The 20,877-nt window shown below is 39.5% G+C and carries 16 protein-coding genes; 7 read left to right on the top strand and 9 right to left on the bottom strand.

The window, feature by feature from the left end; translation table 11 throughout:
• Positions 1-40: 40 nt before the first annotated feature.
• On the bottom strand, positions 41-1,168 hold the full coding sequence (locus tag H6G73_RS02395) for an acyltransferase family protein (RefSeq protein ID WP_190601347.1): 1,128 nt from the start codon (positions 1,166-1,168) through the stop codon (positions 41-43).
• A gap of 160 nt (positions 1,169-1,328) precedes the next feature.
• Between H6G73_RS02395 and H6G73_RS02390 the strand changes: the two genes are divergently transcribed.
• The gene (locus tag H6G73_RS02390; protein ID WP_190601346.1) at positions 1,329-1,790 is read left to right on the top strand and encodes a peroxiredoxin; all 462 of its coding nucleotides are present in this window, start codon (positions 1,329-1,331) and stop codon (positions 1,788-1,790) included.
• A 68-nt stretch (positions 1,791-1,858) separates the two neighbouring features.
• Here H6G73_RS02390 and hpf read toward each other — a convergent pair whose 3' ends face one another.
• Positions 1,859-2,503 carry a ribosome hibernation-promoting factor, HPF/YfiA family gene (gene hpf, locus H6G73_RS02385; RefSeq protein WP_190601345.1) on the bottom strand — a complete coding sequence of 215 codons (645 nt, stop codon included), beginning with the start codon at positions 2,501-2,503 and terminating at the stop codon, positions 1,859-1,861.
• A 732-nt stretch (positions 2,504-3,235) separates the two neighbouring features.
• On the opposite strand from hpf, the gene lipB reads away from it, so the two are divergent.
• Together lipB and H6G73_RS02370 are read left to right on the top strand one after the other, a co-directional pair.
• Positions 3,236-3,910 (top strand): lipoyl(octanoyl) transferase LipB, encoded by a 675-nt coding sequence (gene lipB / locus H6G73_RS02375; protein ID WP_190601343.1) that lies wholly within the window; start codon positions 3,236-3,238, stop codon positions 3,908-3,910.
• 194 nt (positions 3,911-4,104) lie between these two features.
• Positions 4,105-4,305, top strand: coding sequence for a hypothetical protein (locus H6G73_RS02370; protein WP_190601342.1), 201 nt, complete (start codon positions 4,105-4,107; stop codon positions 4,303-4,305).
• 583 nt (positions 4,306-4,888) lie between these two features.
• Here the strand turns inward: H6G73_RS02370 and H6G73_RS02365 are convergent.
• Entirely contained in the window at positions 4,889-5,737 is an 849-nt protein-coding gene (locus H6G73_RS02365; protein ID WP_190601341.1) for a DUF6671 family protein, read from the bottom strand.
• A gap of 70 nt (positions 5,738-5,807) precedes the next feature.
• Positions 5,808-6,392, bottom strand: coding sequence for a protoporphyrinogen oxidase HemJ (gene hemJ / locus H6G73_RS02360; RefSeq protein ID WP_190601340.1), 585 nt, complete (start codon positions 6,390-6,392; stop codon positions 5,808-5,810).
• On the opposite strand from hemJ, the gene H6G73_RS02355 reads away from it, so the two are divergent.
• Positions 6,391-6,606: a hypothetical protein gene (locus H6G73_RS02355; RefSeq protein ID WP_190601339.1), complete on the top strand. Its 216-nt coding sequence runs from the start codon at positions 6,391-6,393 to the stop codon at positions 6,604-6,606. The genes hemJ and H6G73_RS02355 overlap by 2 nt on opposite strands.
• 48 nt (positions 6,607-6,654) lie before the next feature.
• Here the strand turns inward: H6G73_RS02355 and ftsH are convergent, their stop codons facing one another.
• The gene (ftsH, locus tag H6G73_RS02350) at positions 6,655-8,592 is read right to left on the bottom strand and encodes an ATP-dependent zinc metalloprotease FtsH (RefSeq protein ID WP_190601338.1); all 1,938 of its coding nucleotides are present in this window, start codon (positions 8,590-8,592) and stop codon (positions 6,655-6,657) included.
• A gap of 332 nt (positions 8,593-8,924) precedes the next feature.
• Between ftsH and H6G73_RS02345 the strand changes: the two genes are divergently transcribed.
• Positions 8,925-9,116 (top strand): hypothetical protein, encoded by a 192-nt coding sequence (locus tag H6G73_RS02345; protein WP_190601337.1) that lies wholly within the window; start codon positions 8,925-8,927, stop codon positions 9,114-9,116.
• A 191-nt stretch (positions 9,117-9,307) separates the two neighbouring features.
• Complete coding sequence (locus H6G73_RS02340; protein WP_190601336.1) at positions 9,308-10,435, top strand: AI-2E family transporter; 1,128 nt, start codon at positions 9,308-9,310, stop codon at positions 10,433-10,435.
• 92 nt (positions 10,436-10,527) lie between these two features.
• Here H6G73_RS02340 and H6G73_RS02335 read toward each other — a convergent pair whose 3' ends face one another.
• The 4 genes from H6G73_RS02335 to hisD form a co-directional block, all read right to left on the bottom strand.
• The gene (locus tag H6G73_RS02335; protein WP_190601335.1) at positions 10,528-13,218 is read right to left on the bottom strand and encodes a pentapeptide repeat-containing protein; all 2,691 of its coding nucleotides are present in this window, start codon (positions 13,216-13,218) and stop codon (positions 10,528-10,530) included.
• A 123-nt stretch (positions 13,219-13,341) separates the two neighbouring features.
• Positions 13,342-17,532 (bottom strand): PAS domain S-box protein, encoded by a 4,191-nt coding sequence (locus tag H6G73_RS02330; RefSeq protein WP_190601334.1) that lies wholly within the window; start codon positions 17,530-17,532, stop codon positions 13,342-13,344.
• A gap of 610 nt (positions 17,533-18,142) precedes the next feature.
• Positions 18,143-18,571: a universal stress protein gene (locus tag H6G73_RS02325; protein ID WP_190601560.1), complete on the bottom strand. Its 429-nt coding sequence runs from the start codon at positions 18,569-18,571 to the stop codon at positions 18,143-18,145.
• A gap of 174 nt (positions 18,572-18,745) precedes the next feature.
• Positions 18,746-20,047, bottom strand: coding sequence for a histidinol dehydrogenase (hisD, locus tag H6G73_RS02320; protein ID WP_190601333.1), 1,302 nt, complete (start codon positions 20,045-20,047; stop codon positions 18,746-18,748).
• A 434-nt stretch (positions 20,048-20,481) separates the two neighbouring features.
• Between hisD and rpsT the strand changes: the two genes are divergently transcribed.
• Entirely contained in the window at positions 20,482-20,775 is a 294-nt protein-coding gene (gene rpsT / locus H6G73_RS02315; protein ID WP_190601332.1) for a 30S ribosomal protein S20, read from the top strand.
• Positions 20,776-20,877: the final 102 nt, after the last annotated feature.

Genomic DNA, 20,877 nt, shown 5'->3' with positions numbered 1-20,877 from the left:
ATGAATGTAGAGATGTTCCACCGGAACATCTCTACACTATTTAGACTTTAATTAACCAATTTTTTTGATACATTAACAACGCTACTCCCCACCAGAGTAAGACCGTAACTAAAGCAAATAGAAAGGAACCGTTCAAGTTACCAGCCCAAGATGCAAAGATATTTTGATAAATCCAATTGTAAAGACTGGGTGCATCTTCCCCACTACCAACGGTAATTCTCACTAAAATTTTAATTAATAAGACTGAAGATACAAATAGTGCGATCGCATTTAATCCCATCACCTCGAAGGGTTTACTCCAGGCTTTTTTAACCCGCACTTCAATCAGTTCATAGCAACCTGCCAGTAACAGCAGGGCCCAACCAGTGGTAAATACTACATACGAACTCGTCCAAATCTTTTTATTAATGGGAAATGCCACATCCCAGACCAAACCAATGACCAAGCAACATAAGCCAAATAAGACTAAATCCATACTAGTTTCTGAATTCACTGGCTTTTTCTGTATCCACTGTCCAGTAAAATAACCAGCGAGAACAGAGACAATTGCGGGAAGAGTGCTAAATAAACCTTCAGGGTCTCCCAAATAATTGAACCCATCACCTTTATACAAATGAGCTTTGGGAATAATCAAGCGATCTATATATGCACCTAAATTTCCTTCCCTAGTTAACACTCCTGCACCATAATCAGGTACAGGAACATACATCATTGTCAACCAATATCCAACCAATATCCCTATGGCTAATATCCACTGACCTTTGCGAGGTAGGTTAAGAACAGCTAAGGATGCAAATAGGTAAGTTAAGCTAATTCTTTGCAATACTCCCATCAAGCGAATACTGCTGAGGTCAAAAGTCCCAAAACCTTTATTCCAAAAACCATTGAGAATCAAACCTAAGATAAATAAAATTGCCGCACGACGCAAGATGCGAAAATAAACAGCTTTTGTAGGTTGATTCTCTGGGGTGTATTTAGAAAGGGAAAAATTCATTGCGACACCCACAATGAATAAGAAAAAGGGAAATACTAAATCAGTTGGTGTGCAACCATTCCAAGCAGCGTGGTCTAAGGGAGGATATTTATCATCTGCTACTCCCGCCATATTGACGAGAATCATCCCTGCAATTGTCAGACCACGGAAGACATCAAGTGAAGTTAGGCGCATATGCAGAATTGAGTCTGAGATGACTATTTACCCTACCCCGCTTGATGCAGAGAAGCAAGAAAAATGTATAGACTTGTTTACAAGGTAAAATTTTGTTAAGGCAAGCCGTTTACACCAAACTGCTTGGTTGCTGTAAATTTTAAGATTTTGAATTTTTACTATGACTATCAAAGTTGGAGATACTGCGCCAAATTTTTCTTTACCCGCTCAAAATGGTTCTACAGTTAGTTTGCAGGACTTTCGGGGTAAAAAGGCTGTTGTCCTTTACTTTTATCCTAAGGACGATACTCCAGGTTGTACGGCGGAATCATGTGCTTTTCGAGATCAATATGAAGTGTTTAAATCAGCAGGTGCTGAAGTGATCGGTGTGAGTGGAGACTCTAAGGATTCTCACCAGCGATTTGCAACCAAGTACAATTTACCTTTTATTCTGTTGAGTGACCAAGGCAACAAAGTCAGAAAAGAATATGGTGCAACCGCGGCTTTTGGTTTATTTCCTGGTCGTGTCACCTATGTGATTGATCAAGAAGGAATTGTCCGTTATGTTTTTGATTCAATGCTCAACTTTCAAGGACATGTAGAAGAAGCATTAAAAACTTTACAACAGCTAGCTGTGAAATAATTTTGGTTCTGGGAAAGGGTCACTGTAATATCTCTGTTCCCTTTCCCCCATAACTTACACCTTCGAGGTTATACTTTCGAGGTTTTTTCCGGCATCACAATATTGTTGGCAGCTTTGCCATTTTTGCCATTAGTGCTACCGTTAGGCTGACGGGGTTGAATTACACCATAACCGCCATGATTACGTTCGTAAATGACGTTAATCTCACCAGTTTCCGCGTTGCGGAACATGTAAAAGTCATGTCCTACCATTTGTAGCTGTTCTAAGGCTTCTTCAATGGTCATAGGTGGCATGGAGAAGTATTTAGTACGCACAACTTCTTCTGGTAGTTCAGGAGTGCGATCGCCTATTAAATCAGTTACTACAGCTGGGGTTGCTAAAGTCTCTGTCAGAGGTTGATTTTGGGTTTTTTGTTCTTGTCGTCTTTCTTTATATTTACGTAACTGCCGAGAAATCTTATCTGCTACTAAATCTATACTTGCATACAAGTTTTCGCTGCTTTCCTCGGCACGGATGACACTACCATTTGCATAAATGGTAACTTCAGCCGCTTGTTTAGTGTTAATTCGGGGATTGCGAGCTACGCTTAAATGAACATCCACTTCGTTTGTGATGTTTTGAAAATGATTAACTGCTTTTTCAATTTTTTGATGCACATATTCCCGAATTGCATCGGTGATTTCAATATTTTTGCCGTGGATGACAAGCTTCATGTAAACTCTCCCGCTCAATATTTAATGTGAATTTTTTTTGTCAGAAAGGAGATGAAGGAGATTGCGGTAAGGTCTATCACTGCCGCCAACACAAATTGTAAACTTTTATTTATACACTGCTGTTGCACCTGTTCTCTGCCGATTTGTTGCCACTCTGGTTTTTCCATCTATTACCTTGATTCACATTTAAGTTTCTGGGATAAGTTCCAATTGACTTTTGCAGCCACCGGACTAAAAGAGGGAAAACCACGGAATGAAAAGAAATTTACTTATTGTCCCGATTTTCTCATTGAGGGCAACCTTTACAAAGGTAGAAGTGGCTACTCTCATTTACTTCGTACAGGCTTGGTTACTATTGAAAGAATACAAACCTTAGCAGGAGTGAAACTTTGATAGACGCAAACAACTTCTTGTGATGTCATCAGCCAGTGCATTTGTTTCTATTGTCTTGGCTTGATGCTGATTGCAGAGAATTCCTCCGAACACCATTGAGTTATATATTCAAAGTAGCACTTTGTCGTTTACAAAGTAGTTCCCCTTGACGTTCCTTTAAAATCCTTTGCATTGCTTGACAATTGGAGAAGGTCAGGAGTATGCCTACGGCACGCTGCGCGAACAGGAGTTGCAGAAGTTACAGAAGTATGGCTAGGCTACGCTACGCTATCAGAAGAAAGAAGAAGATTTGTCAACTATTTTTCCTCTACACCCTAAACCTTACAGTCTTTTCCTGGAATGACAGAGACTCAACCACCAAAATATCCTTGTCTTCTTTACAGCCGAGAGTTGATGCCCTATGCTGAGGCTCATCAATGGCAGCGATCACTTGTTGACCAACGTATCCATAACCCTGATTTAGAAGATGTTCTCATTTTGCTGGAACATCCCCCTGTGTACACTTTAGGACAAGGTTCTAAATCAGAATTTCTGAAATTCGATATTGACAAAAATACATATGATGTGCATCGAATTGAAAGGGGCGGTGAAGTTACTTATCATTGTCCGGGACAACTGGTAGGGTATCCGATTTTAAACCTGCGAAGATATCGTCAAGACCTACATTGGTATTTACGTCAGCTAGAAGAAGTGATAATTTGCGTTTTAGCTGATTATGGTTTGCAAGGAGAACGTATTTCCGGTTTTACAGGTGTATGGTTAGATAACCGCAAAGTTGCTGCTATTGGCATTAAAGTAAGTCGCTGGATTACAATGCACGGCTTTGCTTTAAATGTTTGTCCAGATATGACGGGTTTTGAGAAAATTATACCTTGTGGTATTGCGGATAAGCCTGTAGCTAAATTATCACAATGGATACCACAAATTTCTTGTCAAGAAGTGCGGCATCATATTATCAAAGCGTTTACGTCTGTATTTGGTGTAGAAGTGAAATACATGGATGACAGATATTAAAGATGACAGGTGACAAAAATTGTTTCTCAAACTATTGAAGATTGCTATATTAATGAGTATTCGTAAACAATAGACAAAATTTATATAAAAATTTGAACTATATCGATTCTCACCCTAATTTATCACACTAAAATAAGAACATTACTTGCTAGTCACTTAGATTAATTTTTGTGGAAGTTAACTAGAAAGCGCGTGTGAATTACATTAATAATATCTCAACACCTACCCCAACAATTACTTCCCTGAAAGACCGTGACTGGGAAGCTCTAACTGCACTTTTTGACAGAGATGATGGTGATGAAATTGAAGCAGACATTACCAGCAAGTTATTATTTTTAATCCCCGAACCTTGTTGGGAGGACAATCCTTTTGAATTTCTGCGGGAGTATCTCTAAAAGAGCCTCTATCAGATATATAGTCTTTGACTAAGGTGAGATAAGGTGATCATCCAACTTTGCGTTCATTAATATATTCCAGATTTTCAACTGTCACACCTGATAAATTTAGTACATAGACACTAAATAAACAAAAATAGACATTCATTTCATCAATAATCATAGCTTTAAATCTCACAAGTACCAATTCAATCAACTTTGTTAAGTAAGACTTATCAATAACAAATATATGATTTGTAACTTCCTCCCAAAGTAGTTAATTCTTTTTTATCTATCTTTTGGGGGAATAAATATCAACACAATCAAGACTAAATAATTAAATATTCCGATCACCTGACGAACTTTAACACCAAATCCTCCCGTTATGATCCGACAACGGGAGATTTTTTTTCAATGATACCAAATGGCAAAAATAACTAAAAATATATCTGTCTAAAGGAGGACTTGCCAGAGAGGTTCTAACTATTAAATATTAAATAGCCCGATTACCCTACCGGACTTTAGCTCCAAATCCCCTCTTATAGTCTTATAAACTCATAAGGGGGGTTTTATTTCTAAATTGCTAATGATGAATTCAGGATGATTAAGGATTACAGTATATACATTGGCTGGGATCAGCAAATTCTTGACCATTAGGAAATAATTTCTCTTGTCTAAAACCACAGTTTTGACATTGATAAATCGCTGCTAAGGTCAAGGAGGTTGGCTGGTGACATAAATCACAGGGCAAGCCAGGTTTTCTATCAGTTACCGCAAAACCAGGTGTGGCACATTGGGGACAGCAACTATTGAGTTTTTGAATTAAATCTGCGGTAGCTTTTTCAATGTTTTTCATCCTGGTGGGATTATACATTGCTCGCATATCAGTTTCGATGTTGATTTGATGATTATGGGAGTTATGTAGCGCCCAATTGACAGATTCTATCAATTTTGATTCTGTCGTGATACCTTTAATTAAATGAATATCCGATTGATTTTTTAATTGACAAGAAATTACTAACCCATGGTCAGGAAAACCAGCTTTTGTGGCGAATTCTTTGGCTTCTGCTAAGTTGGAAACTGTTTGATGGTTAAAATTAGTATCTAGGGAAAACACTTCCCCAAAAATTTCTAGTTTATTTTCTTTATCTATAAAAATAATAATTTCTCTATTGGCGTAAATATAGGGAATATGGGGATGGGGTGCAAAACTCCCTTCACTGGCTATACCTATATTTTTTCCCGTTAACTCTAGTGCCTTTAATGCTTTGAGTTTAGCAGCGGCAATTTGTGTACCTGGACGTTTAATTTCTCTCGTGAATGTTCCAAATTGATCTGTATTTAAATTTTCTGGGACAATCACTTGTAGCCCTAATTTTTGCTGCAAAAGTGGTGCAATGACTTTTTCTTTTTGGTGCATTGTCCCTAGCACTGCCACACGATCTTTAAACATGATTCACGCCTGAGATATCACATATGTTTGTGTAATATTCCTTAATGTAAAGTATCCCAGGCGTTCTTGTCTAATTTTGTGTTTGTGGAACTTGAGGCATTTGTGCCATTAACTTTTCTTTGTTGCGTTTGCGAATTTTGGCGTACAGTTGAATAGTGACAGCCATGAAAATAATCAATCCAAAAATTAACCAAGCTGTGAGGTCTGTGGGGAGATTATTTTTAAATACTGCTAACATGACAATCACCACTAACATGAGGGTGGGTGCTTCATTTAAAGCACGTAAATGTTGACTACTCCAGCGACATTCATCTGCGGCTAACTTTTTCATCAACCGACCACAGTAGTGATGATAGGCCAATAACATGGCGACAAATAGTAGCTTAAAGTGTAACCAAGGTTCTTTTAAAATTTCTGGTTCGGTGGAAATGATACCAATGGCCATAGCGACTGTAACTATCATCCCCGGTGTGGTGATGATGTCATATAGGCGCTTTTCCATGATTTGATACTGATTTTTCAAGATAGTCCGTGCGGGTTCCGGTTCTTGATTAGCTTCAACGTGGTAAATAAACAAACGCACTAGGTAAAATAACCCAGCAAACCAAACGACTATGCCAATAATGTGAAATGCTTTGAACCAGGAGTAAGCCATGAATCGTAACCTGCCTTTCTCAAGTTTTTCTCACTCTCATTATTTAGGTTACGGTAAAACTTTGTGCAGCAATTGCTGTTATCGATGGAGATTGGTTAAGAAGTATGTACAAAAGTCAGAAGATGGGGGATTTTTGAGTTGGGATTTTGGAGAGAAAATGGCTGTGTGTTTGGGTTTTATACCATCAAGACAAGAAAAAGGTGCGTTTCACTAGGAATGACGCACCCAGGTTCTAACTGAGAATTGATGTTTGGTTATGGTATTAGACTAGCAGGGTTTGCATGAGTGGTTGATCAGGGGATAATTTACCAGTGCGTAACCACTGTTCTAGTTCCTCTGGTGCTTTGGCTTGGCTTAAATATTCCCGCAGTTTTAAACCTTCTAAAATTTCTGTTTGCAGAAGTCGTTGTGCGATTTCTTCGAGCAAGTCGCGGTTATTTTGGAGAATACTTAAGGCAATGTGGTGAGCATTATCGACAATTTCTTTGACTTCCCGGTCTATTTCTTCTGCAACTTGGGGACTGATAGAACGACGGGGGTTGCCGTAACCTTCTAAAAACTGTTGTTGGACTTTTTCAAAGGCAACTGGCCCCAAGCGATCGCTCATCCCGTACAATGTAACTGCTCTTTCTGCTAGGTCGGTGGCTTTTTGAATATCATCGGCAGCACCAGTAGATACTTTACCGAAGACGATTTCTTCTGCGGAACGGCCACCGAGTAATGTGGCAATGCGTCCACGAATTTCATCTTCAATCATCAAGAAGCGGTCTTCTTCTGGCATTTGGATAGTATAACCTAATGCACCTACACCACGGGGAACAACGGAGATTTTTTCCACTCTACCAGCACCAGGCATTAATGCACCGATGATGGCGTGACCAACTTCATGATAAGCAACTGTCTTTTTCTCGGTTTCATTCAACACACGAGAACGTTTTTCTAAACCAGCTACTACACGCTCAATGGCTTCGTTGAAATCGGCCATAACTACTGCTGGACGATTATTTCTCGCTGCTAGGAGTGCGGCTTCGTTCACTAGGTTAGCTAAATCTGCACCTGCAAAGCCTGGTGTTTTGATGGCAATATTCCCTAAGTCCACATCTTCAGCTAATTTAACGTTGCGGACATGAACTTTGAGAATGGCTTCCCGACCAATTTTATCAGGACGGTCAACGACAATTTGACGGTCAAAGCGACCAGGACGACGTAAAGCAGGGTCAAGGACTTCGGGACGGTTGGTAGCAGCGATGATAATTACTCCGGTGTTGGCATCAAAGCCGTCCATTTCTGTGAGTAATTGGTTGAGGGTTTGTTCCCGTTCATCGTTACCACCGACAAAGCCACCAGCACCACCACGAGATTTACCTAGTGCGTCTAATTCGTCAATGAAGACGATACAAGGTGCTTGTTGTTTAGCTTGTTCAAATAAATCTCGGACTCTAGCAGCACCGACACCAACGAATAATTCGATGAATTCGGAACCGGAGATACTGAAGAAAGGTACACCTGCTTCCCCAGCGATCGCTTTTGCTAGTAAAGTTTTACCAGTACCTGGAGGCCCTACGAGTAACACACCTTTGGGAATTTTCGCGCCTAATTGGGTGTATTTGGTAGCATTTTTGAGAAAATCAACGATTTCTTCTAGTTCGGCTTTCGCTTCATCTACACCAGCTACATCTGGGAATTTTACCCCTGTACTACCTTCGGAATAGATGCGGGCTTTACTTTTGCCCACAGTCAAAGCCGCAGGGCCACCACCTTGACGATTAATTAAAAATGCCCAAATGCCAAAGAAAATTAAGGGAGGTGCTACCCAACTTAATAAAGTACCAATCCAACCGTTTTGATTTGGGGGTGGTGCGGCAAACTCTACGTTATGGTCGCGGAGGATTTTGGGTAAATCTAAATCTATAGCTACAGGAGTAGTTAAAAATACTTGTGGTGCTGACTTACCATCGGGAGTTTCAGCTTTGATAGAATATTCAATGCGATCGCCCCCCACAATTGCTTTGTCTACTTTACCAGCTTCTACCTGAGCAATAAAATCACTATAGGGAACTTGTGGTAACCGTGGCCCAAACAAGCTAGGAACTATAAAGTTCAACAGTAATAACAATGTCAACAAAATTAAGAAACTGCCACCAAACTGACGTAATTTCGGCTGTTTCAACTTATTCTTATTATTAGTTTCTACGGGCATTTTGATTTAACCTCATTACTCATTAGTCCAACAAATTTGGATTTTAGATTTGTCATTTGAGATTTTTTACACCTACCAGTGGAGGGAAATAAACCAAACTACCTCAATCCAAAATTCACAATTTAAAATCTAAAATTGGCATTGGCCATAGCATCATTTTGGCAATCACACCTACACAATCTATCTGGCACTGGCTATAAAGTAGAAAGTGACAATAGCAGAGTAAAAATGTGATTATGTAAAGTTTTGTATCTGATGACTATTGTAGAGATGAAATAGTAGACTCTAAATTCGTGTACACCCCACCAAAAAATGTGTATTGCCGTACTTCCATGAAGAATCAACTAGTATTTTTACTCAAATTACTGTTATTATCAGCCTTGCTGTCGGCTCTGATTAAATATCTGGGGCCAAGTTTATTCATTCCCGCCACAGATTTAAACGCACTAATTATAGTATTATTACCTACCGTCATCGTGGCAACTATATTGATATCACGGATGACTACACAGCAACAAAATTAAATTTCTATCCACAAGGAGAATTGCTAAAATCAGCTTACCTGTTGTCACTGGGCAAAAATTACTAGCCAGTTACCGCAGATTGATTTGATTTTGGATTGGCAGTTGTTCAGTCTCTCCAGAATTTTCCTACCTGCTAGCAATAGCTACAACACCAGAAAATAGCATCTCATCCAAGCTTTGGGAGTTAGCCTGTGAATCTCGGTCAATGGATCGGTTTAATTGCCATCATGATATCTTTGTATATATTGTGGCAAATCCGTGAAGTATTATTACTTATTTTTGCTGCGGTAGTTTTAGCAACGACCTTAAATCGGTTAGCACTGCGTTTCCAAAAATTTGGGATGAAGCGAGGTCTGGCAGTTTTATTGTCAGTGGCAATTTTTTTTGCTGGAGTCATAGGCTTTTTCTGGTTGATTGTGCCACCCTTTGCCCAACAGTTTCACGAATTAACTTATCGGGTGCCCCAAGGTTTTAACCGCTTCAATATGTGGGTGGATGAGTTAAGAAATAGAATTCCAGAACAGATAGCGCCCTACATCCCTGATATTAATAGTTTAATCGAACAAGCCCAACCTTTATTAAATCGGGCTTTAGGTAACTCTTTCGCCTTTGTTTCTGGTTCTTTAGAAGTAGTCTTAAAAATTTTATTAGTGTTAGTTTTAACAGGCATGTTATTAACTGACCCTACCGCTTATCGCAAAGTATTTGTGCGGCTTTTTCCATCATTTTATCGCCGTCGGGTAGATGGAATTTTAGATAAATGTGAACTCTCTTTAGAGGGATGGATTACAGGTGCTTTTTTTGCTGTGTGTGTAGTGGGATTGATGAGCATGGTCGGCTTATCAGTGTTAGGAGTTAAAGCCGCATTAGCCTTGGGTGTGTTAGCAGGATTTATGAATTTAATTCCTAATTTAGGCCCAACAATGAGTGTAGTTCCAGCTATGGCTATTGCTTTATTAGATAACCCTTGGAAAGCAGTAGCTGTATTGATTTTGTACTTTTTTATCCAACAGATAGAAAGTAATTTTATTACGCCTGTAGTCATGGCACACCAGGTATCTTTGCTGCCAGCAGTAACTTTAATTGCTCAACTATTTTTCGTCACATTCTTTGGTTTCTTGGGTTTATTTTTGGCTTTGCCTTTGACAGTGGTCGCCAAAATTTGGGTGCAGGAAGTGTTAGTTAAAGATGTGTTAGACCAATGGGGAAAGCAGGAAGAAGATGATACAGAAAATAATACAGAATTGGTCATAGTTTCCGAGTTTGCCGTAGTTAGCGAACATCAGGAAGTTGAAGGTAATAAAGATGAGGAATCATAAAGTAAATTTTAGTAGGGTACTTTATAGCAACGCTTAACGCACCGAAAAGAATAGAAGGCGAAATATTTTCAATACCTATTGAGTCGAATTGATTAAATTTTCCCTTCAAGAATAGTCCCCTGAAGATTAGCTCCTTGAAGATCAGCACCTTGAAGATTAACTCCTTGAAGATTAGCCCCTTGAAGCTTCGCTATTTGAAAATTAGCACCTTCAAGATTAGCACCTTCAAGATTAGCTACTTGAAGATTAGCTCCTACGAGATACGCTTCTACAAGATTCGCCCTTTGAAGAATAGCTCCTTGAAGATACACTCCTGAAAGAATAGCTCCTTCAAGATTAGCACCTTCAAGATTAGCTAATTGAAGAATAGCTCCTACGAGATACGCTTCTACAAGATTCGCTCTGTGAAGATTTGCTCCATAAAAATCTTGAAAACAAAGAATGCAGCCTTGTAAGTTTAAAAAACTCAGTAACTCTAAACAAAATACATTGCTAAACCCCAATCTTTGCCCCCGTAAACGAGAGATCCAAATGCCAAAAGTTTCAGCAGCAGGCCATTGAATGTTTGATACTTTTTTTGTGAATCTGGCACAAGCATTTAAAACGGCTAACAACAATTCTTCTGCATTGCGGGCCTGTTGATTTTCTTCTTGAAAATTTGGTCGAGGAGTCAATCGTTCCATTGGCATTCCGTGGCGTAACATAAAACCAATGAGATGAGATAATTTATCCTGCCAAGCTTCCACATCAGCTATATTTTGCTGTATTTCATCCGCTAAAAATCGAAACAGATAATCATCTATGGGGGATGCACCACAAAGAATTGCCCAGCGTGTTAAAGCCTCCTTTTCATCCCACCCTTCATCTGGATCATTTTTTCTTTGTTCTAACTTTTTAGCAATGAGTTTGACTTCCCTGACAATACGTCTAGATGTTAAATATTCACCAAAACTTTTGTGAGTAAATTCAAAGGTTTTATCTCCTTGGTAATTAGTACCACTTTGACGGAAATAAAAGGCAGCTAAAAGGCGAGTTACACCTGATTTTGCACCTTCTTGAGAATTTTCTAATAAATTCTTTAACCCACTATGTTGACAATGGCTTTCAATTTCTTTCACAGTGGTAGTACGTCCATTGCCATGCCAGGAAGACAAAGCAATTTCCTCTAAAATTCTGATAAAATCTTTCTCTTCTATTCCTGCTAATGCGCGATGTCTATGACGTTCCCAACCACGTTTGTAAACGGCTTTAAGCAAATCTTCATAAATAACGTTGAGGTGAATATCTTCAGAAAACTGAACTTTACCCCTGACATAACTCAAAGCCACTAAATAATTAAGTAAAGGCTGAGTAGTAATTTCTATCAAATTTTCTCTGTCTAATTCTGCTGGTAAACAATTATATTTCTGACCTGTAGCTCTACCATATTTGCACCACCAATCTTGCCTTTGGTCTGTTGTTAACAGCTTTTGCCCATCAACATAATTTTTTTCATTTTGCTCTTTTTGACCAACAAAATAGGGGAGAATATGTAATATTTGTTGTGGTTTGCGAAAATCACTACTATTAGCTTGAATTACTAATTCTCGACCACTAATTAATACTCTTAATCGTATTTGATTACTACTGTTAAACCTCTCTGTTTTTCTTTGTACTTCCTGAATGAATTGTTGAGCAGTTTCAGATGCTATTTTGCCTTGCATGGCTAGTTCATCTAAGCCATCAAAAATAATTAATAATGTTGGTTCGGATTTATCCCTTTCTAATGGATTAGAGGGCAAAAATCCATCATCTCGAACAAACTTACCCACAGCATCAACTAAATCATCAGAAGGATTAAATTGATGCAAGGGGATAAATAAAACTGGGATATCTCCTTTTTCAGCTTGGGTAGCGGCAAAGATTTTAGTGAAGGAAGATTTTCCACTTCCTGGTCCACCACTAATCACGCGAATAGCATCATCATGGTCAGTCGTTTTTAACCAATTTGTTAATTCTTGCTCTAAGTCAACAACTATTCGCTGATATTGATCCTGATCTCGTAACCCTCCATCAAAATCATCATCTTTGTTTCTTTCAAGTCGTTGCTTATAGTAAGCACGTAGCGGCACATAAATCTGTTTTAAACTAAATACTTCATCAAATATAGGTTCTTCTACTTGTTTTTGTAGCCATGCTAAATATAGTTGCCATGCTTGCTCTTTTTCAACCATTGTGGTGAATGGTGTATCTCCTGTTTTTAAGCAAGCGTATTTTTCAGGATGTTTTGACCATTCTTGATGAAGAGAAAAAATAAAATATGCAGGGAAACGATTACTGATAGTTTTGGCTTTATCTGCGTTAAGACTAAAATATTTTAACCAATGCTCTAAGGCTGTTTGTATTGGTTGAATAATCGATAATTGTTTGGGGTTTTTGAAAAAATCTTTATCAATACTTACTGCTTGAGATTCTAGAGTCTGGTCGAGAAAGTCATAAAATAATTCAAAATCACTGTCATTTGGTTGTTCAATTAGTGAATCTTTGTTACCTGCCACTAAATCAAATAATGCCTGTTTCAATGAACTGTAAATTAATAACCAGGCAATTTCTTCAGGTGTTGCTGTTAATCCCAGTGCTGTGGTAGCTTCAACCACATCCTTTGTTACCTCTCCCCAGTTACCCAAAGCACCATCGATTGTCGCTTTTCCTAAAGACTTAAATAGTTCTTTAAAATCAGCATTAATACTTTTGTTCCAAACCCTAACCGGCTTACTCACTGAAAGTCCAGATTCTGCACCCATTGTTCTGATGTGTTGTCAAACTCAAATATTTATTAACCGCAGATAAACGTAGATAGACACAGATGTAAAAGAGATGTTTTGACAGAACGTCTCTACATTGATTTTCACTCGCTTTTAACTGTATCATCTAAAACCAAGATTAAATAAAGCCTTTTGCAATACTTCAATTTTGACTGGTTTGCAGATAAAATCATTCATACCGATGGCTAGACATTGGTGACGAGTTTCTGTAGACACATCGGCAGTTAAACCAATAATATATGGTTGGGAGTCGCTACACAAATTGCGAATTTTTTCTGTTGTCGCTAACCCGTCCATTCCAGACATTTGTACATCAATGAAGATAATGTCAAAGTTCTGCTGTTGTAATATCTCTATTGCCGCTTCACCACTTTCTACTGCTATAGCTTCATAACCTAAGCGTTTCAACATCATTAAGGCAAATTTGCAGTTAATGACATTATCATCAACAACTAAAACTCGAACAGCATTTTTTGAAGATGAAATATTTGCTGCCCAAGGTTGTTTGATAGTTGCAGAAGTGGAAGAGGGAGGTAATTTGACTTGAATATCAAACCGAAATGTACTACCAACACCAAGGGTACTTTGTACAGTCAGTTCTCCACCCATTAATTGAACAAATTTGCGGCTAATGGGTAAACCTAACCCCGTTCCACCTTGCTGCTTTTTGCCAACTTCTGATTGTCCAAATACTTCAAAAATGGTTTCTAATTCTGGAGTGGCAATACCATATCCAGTATCTTCTATGGTAAAGAATAATCGACATTCTGGACTGGTGGCAACTAATGTTTTTTCTGGGTGGACACGCAAGGTTACACTGCCCTGAGTGGTAAATTTAATGGCATTACCCAATAGATTAATCAACACCTGACGTAATTTCGCGTCATCGGTGATAATTTCTTCCGGCAAGCGATCGCTCATTTCTAATTGTAGAGACAAGTCCTTAAATTTCGCTTGTTGACTGAGCATATCAATAACATTAGTCAGCAGTTGTCGGAGATGAAAGCGATTCTCTTGCAAAACAACTTTCCCGGCTTCAATTTTTGACATCTCCAACACATCATCAATCAAGGATAGTAGATGTTGACCGCTACTATAGATTGTGCTGATAAAATCTTTTTGTTCGTCTTGCAGGGACTCATCAAATTCTAGTAACTGGCTAAAACCAATAATGGCATTGAGGGGAGTCCGTAATTCGTGACTCATACTAGTCAAAAATTGGCTTTTAGCACGATTAGCTGCTTCTGCTACTTCTTTAGCAACGATTAATTCCTGTCGCCCTTGCTGACTTTCTAAATGGGAAGAAATAGCTGCCGCAGCCGCACTAATTAAGTTGACTTCTGCCTGTTCCCAAATGCGGGCATGGAGGCAATTATCAAAGCCAATCAAACCCCAAAATTGACCATTTACTAACAATGGCAAAATGAGAATTGCTTTAATATCTTGCTGTTCCAAATGTTCTCTTTCATTGATGGGCAAATCAGCAACCACAGCATTAATAATCTTGCCATTAGATAAGTTGTCTAACCAAGGAGAAGAAAAGTTTGTGTAGGGTAAATTTTGTAAAGAGGGATTATCTAGCTCTGACTTCACACCTGTCTGACACCATTCAGAACGCTGACTCATGAGTAAATTGCCATCAGCATCAAAATGATTTTCAAATAAATAAACACGGGATGCCGCAGAATTTTCCCCTAACCATTGGAGAATTTTTTGATAGTAATTGATATCAAGTTCATGCACTAGGAGATAATTTTGGACATTCACTAATGCAGACAGAAACCGTTCTCTTGCTGCTACAGATGCTTCTGCTAATTTGCGCTCAGTTAAATCTGTATTTGTCCCAGAAATACGCACAGGATGACCAGATTCATTCCGCAAAATGAAACCACGGGAATTGACTGGTACATAATCGCCATTTTTATGGAGGAGGCGAAATTCTACTTCATAGGCATCAACATTTTGTTCTAGCTGCTGATTGAAAAAGTGATTAACTCTATCTCTATCCTCTGGGTGCATCAGCTTTTGCCAAAGTTCAGCATCTGCATCAAGTTCACCTTCCGTGTAACCCAACATATCCCACCAACGGGGGGAATAATAGAGTTGATTGGTCAGCATATCCCAGTCCCACCAACCATCGTTTGCCCCTTTTAAAACCAAAGCAAAACGTTCTTCACTTTCTTTTAGAGCAATTTCTGCTAGTTTGCGATCAGTGATATCTTGTCCGACAGATTGCAATTCAATGAAGCGATTTTCTGCATCGAAAATCATACATTTATTCCACTGCGTCCAACGGACTTCCCCTTGAACAACTACTCGATTTTCCATAGTCAACCTTGGGTTCTCCGGGGACATAGTGGCTAATTGGGCCATGACTGCCTCGAAATCATCTGCATAGACTAATGGTTTATAGCTTTGTCCTAGAAAGTCTTGAGCATTAATCTCAAAATAGCGACAAAAGGCATGATTAACAAATGTGATTGTGCCATCAGGACGACTGCGGACAATTAATTCAGTTTGTGACTCGACAATGGCACGAAATAGGGCTTCTTGTTGATGTAATTCTGCGGTTTTGATGGCAATCTGTGTTTCTAGTTCTGCATTATAGTTAGTGAGAATGTTTTCAGCTTTCTTCCGTTCTGTAATATCTTGAAAGGCGGTAATAGCGTAGGCGATCGCTCCATTTTGATCAAAAATTGGTGTAGCCCATACCTCTATGGGTATGATTTGGTAGTTGCAGTAAATTCCTAAGTCTTCATTCTGCACATACTCGCCTTGTAAGGCTAAGATAGCTGGTAATTCCGCTTCGGGACACAGTTGATTACTGCTAATTTTGTAAATTTGATAGGCAGCTGCTAGATTAGCATCATCTTCTTCAGGAATTTGTTCTAGTCCCAGTAAAGACTTTGCCACCCTATTCAAGTACAAAACCGAACCATCCCGTTGATGGACTCCCACCCCAATGGGTAGACCTTCTAGAAATTGGGCCAGTTGGGCTTTACTATCTGCTAGTTCTGTAAATGAACGCTGCAACTGTTGGGACATTTGGTTAAAGGATTGTGAAAGTTCACCAACCTCAGCGATGGGAGTGATAATAGCTAGTTCTGCTTGAAAGTTACCTTGGGCAATTTCTTTAGCCGCAGCGTTTAATTGGAGGAGGGGACGGGCTATTAATTGTGTGGTTAATAATCCAAATGCGGTAGAGAGCAAAAAAGCTACACTAGACAAGAAAACAGTTTTCTTAGTCATAGCGTGAATTTGCTGCATAAAGTCTGATTCTGGTAAGACTACCACCACAAACCAGTTCAACCCCAAGCGATCGCGCCAAGGAGAAATTAAGATAAAATATTCTTGACCATGAATATTTATGTGGATGCGTTGGTCGGCAGTAATAGCGGCTAAATCAGCAAATTTTTCCTTGATTTTGAGACCAATTTGCCGAATCACAACATTGTTGCTTTCAATAATAGCTAGGCGTTTGGCTTCTCCCTTTTCCATCCGATAGGGTCTGGTTTTGACCGAACTAGCCACCAGCATTCCTGATTTTTCCACAATAAAAGCTTGACCAGAAGTGCCTAGTTTAATCTTGCTCAAAAACTTGCTGATGTGAGACAAACTCAAATCAATTCCCAAGGCACCGATAAACTTACCTTGACGGTCATAGAGTGGATGACTAGCGGCAATGGACATAATTTCTGGGTTGGTATCCCAGTTGTAAATCTTACTCCACAAGGGTTTACCGCTTTTGACAACATCACTGTACCAAGCTTCATTAGCTGGGTTAAATTCCTGAACAGAAACGAGTTTAGTGCGATCGCCTACTCCATTCGTATCATACTTATAGGATTTCCCTGGTTCCCCTCCCAAGGGAATCTCTTCAATTTGCACCCGACCTAAACCATAATCACCTGCCCCTATGTATTCCCCTCTCGCTGTGGCAAATTGAATATAACTAGCACCAAAAATTTGCAGTTGTTGAGCAAAATATTTCCCTGTTGCCTGAAAATTAAATAAATTCAGTTGTCTAGCTTGATAGGCTTGTGCATTTAGTTGATTAACTTTTAAAGGCATTTCCAGATAATTGACCAAATTTTGCTCAATCCGGCTATCAATTTCTGACTGCAAATTGACTATTAGTTGATTAACGGCCTGTTTGCCATTTTGATAGGAAAAATAACCTACCAAAGCTACAACACCCGTAATTTGTAATACAAAAGGAATTACCAATAAGCGTTTTAATGATGCTGTACCGAGTTTATTGACAATCCACAACTGAGAGGGGCGGAAGTTCATAACGTGGGCAAGCTGGACCTATACCATTACTGAGTATTTATTAGTATAGCCTTTCACTTTGATCCCTTACAGTGGTGTAAGCACAGGTGCTAGGTCAAGAAAAACCCAGTCAGGGGGACTATATTCGTCCATAGATTTAGAGTTACTGAGTCAAAATATGCCGTTGCTGAAACCAAATATGAATTTAGTAGTAGAGGCTTTCTATAGAAGGTTTATACAAGGGTTTTGACAGCATCAAAAATCATTTTTATATCTCAAATCAGCAACGCCCAACATAAATTTTATATTTAGGAGAAGGAACAGATAAGGAATACAGATTTTTGCGTACATTTTATGTACTCGAATCATAAATAACTCTATGCTATGCGAGGGCTTTCAGGTTTTGAAATTTTTCATACATTCAATCTTTGATTTAAATGCAGTAGCATAAAACCATCACAGGAACCAAATATATCAAGTTAATAAATCAGGACTGACGCAAAATATCTCTTAAGCCCTCTATCCTTCATCTTCTATATTCTGTGACTTGTGCTTAAGTCCTAACTTTGTCTAGGGATTTAGCAATGCTAAACCCCTAATAGAGTTTTTATTGCGAATAATGAATTAAGAATTACCTACCTGGTTTAACTACTAACACCGAACAATTAGCTTCCTCCATCACTTGGGTACTGACAGAACCTAAAACGATTCGTTTCATTCCTGTTAACCCCCGACTACCAATGACGATTAAGTCAGCCTTGTAAATGTTAGCCAAACGAATAATTTCATCTGCTGGCTCACCTGTTACCAATTCTAATTCTGTTTTAACTGATATTTTTTCTTGGTATGTTTGTAACTGCTTTTCAATATGGAAGTAAGAAAATTTAGGCGATTCTGCTTGAGGGCGGTCAGCTGGTAATTCCAGTTCTGAATCTGGTGTAGGAAATACATGGCAAAGAACCACTTTGCTATCTGGTGACAGTACCAAATCTTCTAATGTCTGTATTACTCGTCCTGCAATTTCTGAGCCATCCAGAGCCACCAAAATAGTTTTTAACACTGCTCTTTTCTCCTCAAGAGTTACCCGTGAAATCAGCACATAGGGAAAAATATTGGTTTTTATACCAACAGTTTCCCACATGTTACCGTTAGGTGAGTAAAGTCACAAACTTTCAGTGTGTATGTTTGGTATTAATTTTGGCAACCGTAGGTAGGGTAAATAAAGTATATTAAATTACTCTTCTTTTTGCACTCTTCTGCGTACTGAATCAGCATGAGAGGGCAATCCCTCCGTGGTTGCTAATATGTCGATAGCACTACCTACTTTTTCTAAAGCAGTGTGTGAGTATTGAATAATACTTGAGTGCTTCATAAAAGTTTCTACTCCCAAAGCAGAAGCATAGCGGGCTGCACCAGATGTCGGTAAGGTATGATTAGGCCCTGCCAAATAGTCTCCCACTGCTTCTGGTGTGGAACTCCCCAGGAAAATTGCCCCAGCATGACGAATATGGTTAATTAATGCCCAAGGATCTTGAACTTCTAACTCTAAATGTTCAGGAGCAAATTCATTGGAGAGTTCTGCGGCTGCTTCTAGTGATTCTACAACCACGATTAGACCATAGTGAGCGATCGCTTTTTCTGTGTCTATGCGGCGTGGATGATCAACCAACTGTCTTTCAACGGCCACTTTCACGTTTTTGGCTAAGGCTGCATCTGTAGTTAATAAAATTGCCGCCGCCATGGGGTCATGTTCTGCCTGAGCTAACAAATCTGTTGCCACATGGACAGGATTAGCTGTTGCATCGGCAATAATCAGCACTTCACTTGGCCCTGCCAAGGAATCGATGCCCACCGTTCCATAAACCAGCTTTTTCGCCAAGGTGACGTAAATATTTCCAGGGCCTGTAATCACATCAACCTTAGGGATGGTTTCTGTACCATAGGCTAAAGCCGCGATCGCTTGCGCCCCCCCAACCCGATAAATTTCGTCTATTCCTGCTTCTTGGGCAGCTACCAACACCGCTGGATTGACATTTTTACCAGCCCCTGGCGGTGTTACCATCGCCACACGGGGTACACCAGCCACTTTCGCTGGAATGGCATTCATCAGCACTGTACTAGGATAAGACGCACGACCACCGGGTACATATAAACCTGCTCGGTCTACGGGAGTGTAGCGTTTGCCCAGCACTATTTCATCATCGCCAAAATGCACCCAACTTTTTGGTACACGTTGACGGTGAAATGCTTCTATTTGGCGACAAGCTAGCCGAATCGCTTGCAGCAAATCTTTCGATACCTGTTGGTAAGCAGCATCCAGTTCTGAACCTGTCACCCTAATTTCTTCCGGCTTGAGAGTTTGGTGATCAAATTCGGACGTGTAATGCAATACAGCTTTATCGCCTTGGCGCTTCACTGCTTGCAACACTTCCCGCACTGTTGCTTCTTTGTGAAGCACCTGTTCATCCTGGGTGCGGCCGCAGATTCGTTGCAGTTCTGCTTTAACGTCTGCCTGCTGAGTAATGATTCGCAGCATGGAGTAAGGACAATGCCAAAATTATAATATTCCTGCCTGAGGTTCAAAACTGCTGTGTCCCTACAAGAGACACGGCTAATTTTAATTCTCTTCTTTAGCTTAACCTGGATTTTTTTGATACTACCAAGATTGCCAACATAAATATCTTGCTGGAAATGGCAGTTTTATTTCATAGAAGTATCTTATTCTAACCCATTTACGACCCTGATGAAATATTTATTGAGTTGCAGCATTAGGACTACAGCCATGCTGCCCTGGCAGGAGTTGATAATTCTATCTATCCTTACCTACCCTGCCTCTCTGGCTTTGTTGCCCCAAAAAATTTTTAGTCAAGTAGAATTTTTGGCAGAAATTATAACATTGGCAACAGGGATGCTATATTAGTAAGTCTAGTAGTGTGTGTACATAATTATTAGTCTTTTCTGGAATCCACTGTGGCGAATACAAAGTCTGCTCTCAAGCGCGCCCAAATCGCAGAACGTAATAGACTGCGTAATAAAGCATATAAATCAGCTGTTAAGACGCTGATGAAAAAATACTTTGCTGCTGCTGATGCCTATGCAGCTAATCCTACCCCAGAACTCAAACAACAAGTAGAGGAAAGGATATCTGCTGCTTACAGCAAAATTGATAAGGCTGTGAAGTCAGGTGTCCTTCATCCCAACAATGGGGCAAGGAAGAAGTCGAGATTAGCTCACAAGCTCAAACCTGCACAAAAAGCAGCATAGACAGTCGTACATCCATTGGTCATTCAGGGCTGATCAGTCACCAATTATCCAATTGGATTTTTAGGGTTGTGGCGTTCCAACAGTTCATAGTTATGGATTGAG

The organism is Richelia sinica FACHB-800 (assembly GCF_014698825.1).
In the GTDB taxonomy this organism is placed as follows: domain Bacteria; phylum Cyanobacteriota; class Cyanobacteriia; order Cyanobacteriales; family Nostocaceae; genus FACHB-800.
This window is presented reverse-complemented; position numbering and strand designations above follow the sequence as displayed.